The organism is Type-D symbiont of Plautia stali, assembly GCF_001485335.1.
Lineage (GTDB): Bacteria > Pseudomonadota > Gammaproteobacteria > Enterobacterales > Enterobacteriaceae > Pantoea > Pantoea vagans_C.
This window is the reverse complement of the sequence record NZ_BBOC01000002.1, coordinates 148,723-156,233: the sequence shown is the minus strand read 5'-3', so window position 1 is coordinate 156,233 and position 7,511 is coordinate 148,723. Positions and strand designations below refer to the sequence as shown.

General features: G+C 53.3%; 10 protein-coding genes. 1 reads left to right on the top strand and 9 read right to left on the bottom strand.

What is annotated here, in order from left to right:
- From PSSD_RS01430 to PSSD_RS01390, 9 genes are all read right to left on the bottom strand, one after another.
- Positions 1-282: DoxX family protein (locus PSSD_RS01430; protein ID WP_058968939.1), on the bottom strand; the 282-nt coding region annotated here is incomplete at its 3' end.
- Between the two features lie 206 nt (positions 283-488).
- Complete coding sequence (locus PSSD_RS01425; RefSeq protein ID WP_039331354.1) at positions 489-773, bottom strand: YqjK-like family protein; 285 nt, start codon at positions 771-773, stop codon at positions 489-491.
- Positions 770-1,165, bottom strand: a complete 396-nt coding sequence (locus PSSD_RS01420; protein ID WP_058968936.1) for a phage holin family protein — start codon at positions 1,163-1,165, stop codon at positions 770-772. The genes PSSD_RS01425 and PSSD_RS01420 overlap by 4 nt, the downstream gene beginning before the upstream one ends.
- Before the next feature lies 1 nt (position 1,166).
- Positions 1,167-1,472: an ElaB/YgaM/YqjD family protein gene (locus PSSD_RS01415; RefSeq protein ID WP_039331587.1), complete on the bottom strand. Its 306-nt coding sequence runs from the start codon at positions 1,470-1,472 to the stop codon at positions 1,167-1,169.
- A gap of 159 nt (positions 1,473-1,631) precedes the next feature.
- Positions 1,632-2,003 (bottom strand): DUF1090 domain-containing protein, encoded by a 372-nt coding sequence (locus PSSD_RS01410; RefSeq protein ID WP_153011386.1) that lies wholly within the window; start codon positions 2,001-2,003, stop codon positions 1,632-1,634.
- Between the two features lie 173 nt (positions 2,004-2,176).
- On the bottom strand, positions 2,177-2,545 hold the full coding sequence (mzrA, locus tag PSSD_RS01405; RefSeq protein ID WP_058968932.1) for an EnvZ/OmpR regulon moderator MzrA: 369 nt from the start codon (positions 2,543-2,545) through the stop codon (positions 2,177-2,179).
- Entirely contained in the window at positions 2,542-3,219 is a 678-nt protein-coding gene (locus tag PSSD_RS01400; RefSeq protein WP_039336772.1) for a DedA family protein, read from the bottom strand. The genes mzrA and PSSD_RS01400 overlap by 4 nt, the downstream gene beginning before the upstream one ends.
- A gap of 321 nt (positions 3,220-3,540) precedes the next feature.
- Entirely contained in the window at positions 3,541-4,314 is a 774-nt protein-coding gene (gene exuR / locus PSSD_RS01395) for a transcriptional regulator ExuR (protein ID WP_058968930.1), read from the bottom strand.
- 90 nt (positions 4,315-4,404) lie between these two features.
- Positions 4,405-5,706 (bottom strand): MFS transporter, encoded by a 1,302-nt coding sequence (locus PSSD_RS01390; RefSeq protein ID WP_058968927.1) that lies wholly within the window; start codon positions 5,704-5,706, stop codon positions 4,405-4,407.
- A 387-nt stretch (positions 5,707-6,093) separates the two neighbouring features.
- Here PSSD_RS01390 and uxaC point away from each other — a divergent pair, with 387 nt between their 5' ends.
- Positions 6,094-7,509 carry a glucuronate isomerase gene (uxaC, locus tag PSSD_RS01385; RefSeq protein WP_058968924.1) on the top strand — a complete coding sequence of 472 codons (1,416 nt, stop codon included), beginning with the start codon at positions 6,094-6,096 and terminating at the stop codon, positions 7,507-7,509.
- The last annotated feature ends 2 nt before the right edge of the window (positions 7,510-7,511 follow it).

The following is a 7,511-nucleotide window of genomic DNA, read 5'->3' as shown; positions in this document are numbered from 1 at the left end:
AACACCTTCCGCGAAGTTGCTGTGGAACAGGAACGCGGTCAACAAGGTGAAGCCAGCGGTGAACAGCGCAGTGAAACGGGTCAGGAAACCGAAAAGAATCGCCAGACCGCCGCCGAACTCCAGCAGGATAACTAGTGGCAGCAGGAAGCCAGGGACGCCCATTGACTGCATATATTGTGCGGTACCCGCATAACCGGTGATTTTGCCCCAGCCTGCAGTGATGAACAGAATGGTCATTAATACACGTGCCAGCAACAGGCCTGAGTCTTCGAATTTTTTCATCATTTACTCCAACAAGAATTATGAAGCAGGTTGTTGGCCTGCAAGGTTTTAATCCCGCTGAACCGGATGTAAAAGTTCGTTGGGCTGATGGAGGGAGATGATAGTCGCAGGATGGAACAGTTGTAAGCGAGATAAACTGTCAATGTTGTTCAGGAATTCTGATGAAGAAAAACCGAATCAATTAGATCCGGTTTGAAATGAAGAGATTAGCGAGGTTCGAGCGTGGATTTGATCATGCGCCAGGTGCTCCACAAGCCAAAACCGCGTTTTGCCCAGCGCAAAATACGGTTTGGGCTGCGGATAGACCAGATTGCTAACGCGCTGCTGCCAATCGCCAGATAGCGGCGCATGCTGATCAGCGTTAACCAACCGCGATCGTACTGCGCAGTGCTATCCAGCCAGTCACGGCGGCCCGCACTGAGATCGAGGCGCTGCTGCTGCACCTGGTTGAGCAGTTCATGGATGCGCGCTTCACGTTCGCGGCGGCTCATGAGCGATGCTCCTCCAGCAACTTGCGATCGGTTTCCAGCTCTTTACGCGTGTGGCGCAGCAGCGTGGACTGACGAGACTTTTGCAGCGTCCACAAACCAAATATCAACGCCAAGGCAAACAGCACTGCGGTGGTAATGCCTATCGCCATCAGCCGATATTGCGCATCCACCGCCCAGATGATCAGCACCATCAGGCTCATTAAACCGAAAGCGGTAAACAGCATGGTCAAACCAATCATCAGCAGCATCTGAATCAGATTGGCTTTTTCCTCTTCCAGCTCCGCAATCGCAAGCCGGACACGCGTTTCCACCATGCCTACCAGCGTGGTGACAATGCGCTGACCAATGTTGAAGACCCCTTTGCCTGGGCCGTGGCTCTGACTATCGCTCATATCAACGACGTGAGATCAGGATGCCGATCAGCACACCGACAGCAGCACCGATGCCCACGCCGTGCCACGGGTTATCGCGCACATACTCATCGGCTTTCTCCGCAGCTTCACGGGTGGTCTGCGCGATACGCTCGCCAGAATCCCCCAGACGCTCACGAGAACTCTCAATCGCACCACGCGCTTTGCTACGCAGCTTATCCAGCTCAGTTTTGGATTTATCTGCTGAACTGCTCAGGACTTCTTCCAGGGTGTCAGCAAGGTTTTTCAATTCCGCACGCAGATGTTCAGATGTAGTGTCTTTAGACATGAAGTTCTCCATTGTACCCTTCATACTTCAAGCTGCAGGTGCGTTGGCTACGTGCATTCACCTCAGTCACTTACATCAGTAAGCTCCTGAGGATTCAGGCACTTGCCGCCTTCCTGAAGCTCGAATTATTTTGGGTATACATCATTTATTTAAGTCCGATTAGTAGGGCTCAGCTTCTAGCTTTTTCAACTCGTGCTGTGCCTCTTCTAGCTTACGTTCGCGCTTTTCAATCTTGTCTTTGTCGCCATCCTGACGTTCTTCCTTCAACTCTCGCTCACGTTCAGCAATTTTATGCTTCTGCGCTTCGATGCGTTCGCTGTGGGCAGATTTCAGTTTCTCATCGGTGCAGCTGGCACGGACTTCAGTCAGCGCGCGCTCCAGCCCGGTGACCCGGCGCTGATTATCATGCTGTTTAGCCATGTCGATCTCGCGCTGAATGTCATGCTCTTTTTGCAGACACAGTGATTCAGCCGCCAGCAGCGAACCGGAGAGAGAGAACAGAATAGCACCCAGCAGTAATTGTTGTTTCATCAGGCTTTTACCTTCCATTGTTGATGACCTGCCGCAAACCGGGCAGGAATGGCATCCCAGCTTGTCATAACACACGCTTCCTTAAGGATAGACATCGGACGAAAAAATTCAAAGAAGACGCGGGGATAGCGAGGATTGATTCACCGTCTGGCTTATCGCCAGACGGTGGAATATTAGCTGTAAGTAGGACGATTGGCGTCGGGAACCTGCTGTGAAGCTTGTGGCCCACTGGCCACCACGAACCCTTGTGGTAGCAGGCGTCGCAGCACTTTCTGCGCCGCTAAACTCTGCTCTTCATTCTCAAAATGAATCACCAGCGCATCGCCAGAAGGCGTAATACTTTTGATACGCACGCCTTGCGCGGTGAGTTGCTGATAAAGATAAAAACCATCGGGCAAATTGGTGCCGCTATGAGCAACACGGATTTGCACCACGGCTTCATGTTGCAGTAACGAAGGCGCAAAAATCACGGCCAGCACGGCCAACGCACCGGCAAATACCCAAGGCAGTATGCGCTTGGGGAATCCACGCAACTTGATCATGACTGTGAATTCCCATTACGTGATGCCTGGCGTTTACGCCACAGAACAACCAGAGAACCCACCAACCCAATCACCAGCAACACCAGCGGCAAGAGCATCAGGCAGAACATCAGTTCATCTTCGTAGCGGCGGAAAATCGGGGTTTTACCCAGCGCAAAGCCGAGCACGGTCAGGATTAGCACCCACAAGAAGCCGCTCACCCAGTTGAAGAACTGGAAACGCGCATTGCTCAAGCCAGAGAGCCCAGCAATGGTAGGTAACAGCGTACGCACAAAGGCAATAAATCGGCCGATCAACAGCGCTGACAAGCCGTGACGGTGGAATAACTTATGTGCACGCTGATGATATTGCGCGGGTAAATGTGAGAGCCATTTTTGTACGGTGGGGGTGTTGCCGAGCCATCGGCCCTGTATATAACTCACCCAACAACCGAGGCTGGCGCCGGTGGTGAGCACCAGCAACGTCAACGGGAAACCCATGGTGCCTTTGGCGATCAACACGCCAACAAGAATTAACAGGCTATCACCGGGAAGAAATGCGGCAGGGAGTAGGCCGTTCTCCAGAAACAGGATCATGAACAGCAAACCGTATATGGCCCACACCAGCGTGGGGTCGGAGAGCATTTCGTAATCCTGCTGCCACAGGGCATGCAGCAATGCTTTCAAAATATCCATCAATCGTTCCTGAACATCATTGTTAAACGTGCCCGTGAGGGGCTGAGGCGCAGGCTGGTTTGGTTATACATTTTAGGTATGCAGCCCATGCGGAGTTTCCGGATCCATCCAGAATAGATTGTTAAATCAGCGACTTTTTAAAGCCCTGTCGCAAAGGGTAAGAAAAGGGCGATAACTGTAACAAAAATCACGCTAGTCAGACAGTGTAAAGTGGCTGCCGTACAGGAGTTTTACCTTTTGACGCAGATGGTCAAAAGGAGCTTTACATGAGCTGACATTATTGCAGATTAACTGACTAATTCGCCTGGAAATGCAGCAGAATCAATGTGAATTGTCACTACCTTCCGGCAGGATGACGGGATTTTCCGCAAACATGTAACGGTCAACATTGAATTCAAAATCATCGGCTGTGGCGTTAAACAGCATCTGTTTAGTATTTTCCAGGTGCTGCCACATTGCCAGCTTGCTGGCGGCGGGATCTTTGCGCATCAGTGCTTTCAAAATCTGGTCATGATCGTCGCACCAGCTGGTGATATTGCGCGCATCGATATGTTCGTGCAGTTTTAGCCAATAGGGGTTGTGCAGGCGGTGCAGCCACATCTTTTCAACAATCGCAGCTAATGCGCTGTTTTGCGTGGATTGCGCAATACGCACATGGAAATGCATATCCCATTCGGAATCACGTGAGTGATCTTCCTGACGCGCTTTTTCCTGAATCGCCATCAACGCCATAATATCCTGACGCGTGACTTGCGTGGCGGCGAATTCGGCCACGTTGCTCTCAATCAGCTGGCGGGCTTGCAGCAGCTCGAAGGGTCCAAAGCTGGCAAATTCCAACTGGCTCGGGGTGGTTTCACGATTCTGCTGCTGATTGCTGATGACGTGAATACCTGAGCCTTTGCGCACTTCAACGTAACCTTCCACTTCCAGCATAATGATCGCTTCACGCACCACCGTACGGCTGACTTCCATCTCTTCAGCGATCAAACGTTCAGCAGGTAGTTTATCGCCCACGCGATAATCGTCTGCTTCAATCCGGCGTTTGAGTTCACTGGCGAGTTGTTGGTAAAGACGACGGGATTCGTTCAGATCCATTGCGCGGTTCGTTGTAGTGGTGGAGGTTGAGTTGTTATACCACTTTGGCGGAACGGAGGAAATGGGCTGGCAGACACCAGCCCGAGGAGATTAACTGCGCGCGGTGGCCGGTTGCGCCATGTGCGCATCATCCAGTTCAGACACCGGTTGATTTTTCAGTACTGTCCAGATAACGCAGGCACCCAGCAAATCAAAGACGGCCAGTGCGGCGAACAACGGGCTAAAGCCTAAGGTATCGGCCAGTGCGCCGACCACCAGAGCAAACATTGTGCTGGCGGTCCAGGCTGCCATGCCGGTCAAACCGTTGGCAGTTGCCACTTCATTACGCCCAAACACATCGGAAGAGAGGGTGATCAGCGCGCCAGACAGGGCCTGATGAGCAAAACCACCGACGCACAATAATCCAATCGCGACATAAGGGCTGGTAAACAAGCCGATGGTGCCCGGCGCGATCATCAGCACTGCGCCCATGGTGACCACCAGTTTACGTGACACGATGAGGTTGACGCCAAACCAGCGCTGGAACAGCGGTGGCAAATATCCGCCGACAATACAGCCCAGGTCCGCGAACAGCATCGGCATCCAGGCAAACATGGCGATCTCTTTCAAATTGAAGCCATAAACTTTGAACATAAACAGCGGGATCCACGCGTTAAATGTTCCCCAGGCTGGTTCTGCAAGGAAGCGCGGCAGAGCGATACCCCAAAACTGGCGGTTGCGCAGAATCTGGCGGGCGGACATTTTGCTGTTGTTGCCAGTCTGATGCTGCACTTCCTGACCTGAAATAATGTAGTGCCGCTCTTCTTCGCTGAGTTTGGTTTGCTGTTTAGGGTGCTTATAGAACACCAACCAACACAGCGCCCAAGCCATACTCAATGCGCCTGTGATGATAAACGCCAGCTGCCAGCTGTGTGCCAGAATCGCCCACACCACCAGCGGCGGTGCAAGCATGGCTCCTATCGACGAACCCACGTTAAAGTAGCCCACCGCGACGGAACGCTCTTTCGCCGGGAACCATTCGCTGCTGGCTTTCAGGCCCGCAGGAATCATTGCGGCTTCCGCTGCACCGACCGCACCGCGCGCCAGCGCAAAACCGCCCCAGCTGCCCGCCATCGCCGTGGCCGCGCAGAAGATGGCCCAGAGCACGGCGAATACCGCATAGCCGATTTTGGTACCCAGTAAATCCAGCACATAACCGGCCACGGGCTGCATCACTGTGTAGCACGCCGAATAGGCGGCAACGATATACGAGTATTGCTGTGTGGTAATGCCAAGCTGGGTTTCCAGCGTGGGTGCGGCAACCGCGATGGTATTGCGCGTCAGGTAGCCGAGTATGGTGCCCAGCGTCACCAGCCCAATCATGTACCAGCGTAGCCCTTTGATCTTACGCATCCTTAACCTCTTCCAGTCTGTCGTAATGCTTGCCATTAAAGAGTCAGGCGCACTGCTGTGCGCACTCGGGCGGCCTTGACGAGCAGACCCGCCGCCTTGTTGTTATGCGCTGTGCCATGACGATCGGCATCAACGAGGCGAGAGGTTAACTTGTTATACAACTTTAAAAGTTGAATGCCATCACAAAAACCCTGCATGCCGTGTGAGTTCATTTAAAAAGCCGCTACAACAGCAGGTTAGTGCATTAATGCTGGCTATTTCGTCCATATACCCACAGTGAAACTGTCATTATTGTGAGATGCATCGCAAACAATTTTGCCGATCTGTAAAATTGGTATGATAACTTTGAGTCAAAAGCCAACAGGCACCAAACATGAGGAAGCAGGTATGTCGCGTTTTATGAGTGAAGATTTTCTCCTCGATAGCGAGTTCGCCCGTCGTCTGTACCATGACTACGCCAAAGACCAGCCGATTTTCGACTATCACTGTCATTTACCCCCGCAGCAGATTGCCGAAAATTATCGCTTCACCAACCTCTATGACATCTGGCTGAAGGGCGATCACTACAAGTGGCGGGCGATGCGTGCCAACGGCGTGCCAGAAGCGCTGTGCACGGGCGCAGCCAGCGACCAGGATAAGTTCAACGCCTGGGCCCGCACGGTGCCGCATACTATTGGGAATCCGCTGTATCACTGGACGCACCTCGAACTTCGCCGTCCGTTTGGTATTACTGATGTGCTGTTGAATGAGCAAAGCGCCGATCGCATCTGGCAGCAGTGCAACGAATTGCTGGCTCAGGATGCCTTTAGCGCACGCGGCATCATGCAGCAGATGAAGGTGAAAATGGTCGGTACCACCGACGATCCACTGGACGATCTCCAGCATCACCGCACGCTGGCGAACGATGCCAGTTTTAGCGTGAAAGTGCTGCCGAGCTGGCGTCCAGATAAAGCCTTCAATATCGAACTCGATACCTTCCTGCCGTGGATCCAGCGTCTGGAGCAGGTCACGGATATCAACGTGCTGCGCTTTGACGATCTGCTGCGCGGCCTCAGCCAGCGTCTCGATCATTTTGCCGCACATGGCTGCAAAATCTCCGACCACGCGTTGGATGTGGTGCTGTTTGCCGAAGCGGATGAAAGCACGCTGGATGGCATTCTGGCGCGCCGACTGCAAGGGACCGCACCTACACCACAGGAAGTCGCGCAATTCAAAACCGCGGTGCTGGTATGGCTGGGCAGCGAATATGCCCGCCGCGGCTGGGCGCAGCAATATCACATCGGTGCGCTGCGTAATGCCAACCAACGCCAGTTCGATATCCTTGGCCCGGACGTCGGTTTCGATTCCATTAACGATGCGCCGCTGGCGATCCCGCTGGCTCGCTTGCTGGATGCGCAGAACCGCAATAACGCGCTGCCAAAAACCATTCTGTATTGCGTCAACCCCCGTGATAACGAGGTGCTGGCGACTATGGCGGGCAATTTCCAGGGCGAAGGTGAGCCGGGCAAGATGCAGTTTGGCTCAGCGTGGTGGTTCAACGATCAACTGGATGGTATGCAGCGACAAATGACGCAGCTGGCGCAAATCGGTTTACTGAGCCGCTTCGTCGGCATGCTCACCGACAGCCGCAGCTTCCTCTCCTACACGCGCCATGAGTATTTCCGTCGTCTGCTGTGCCAGATGATTGGCAATTGGGTGGCACGAGGTGAAGCCCCTGCCGACGAAGCGCTGCTGGGTCAGATGGTGCAGAACATCAGCTTTAACAATGCCCGTGATTACTTCGGCATTGAGTTAGGAGCCTGATG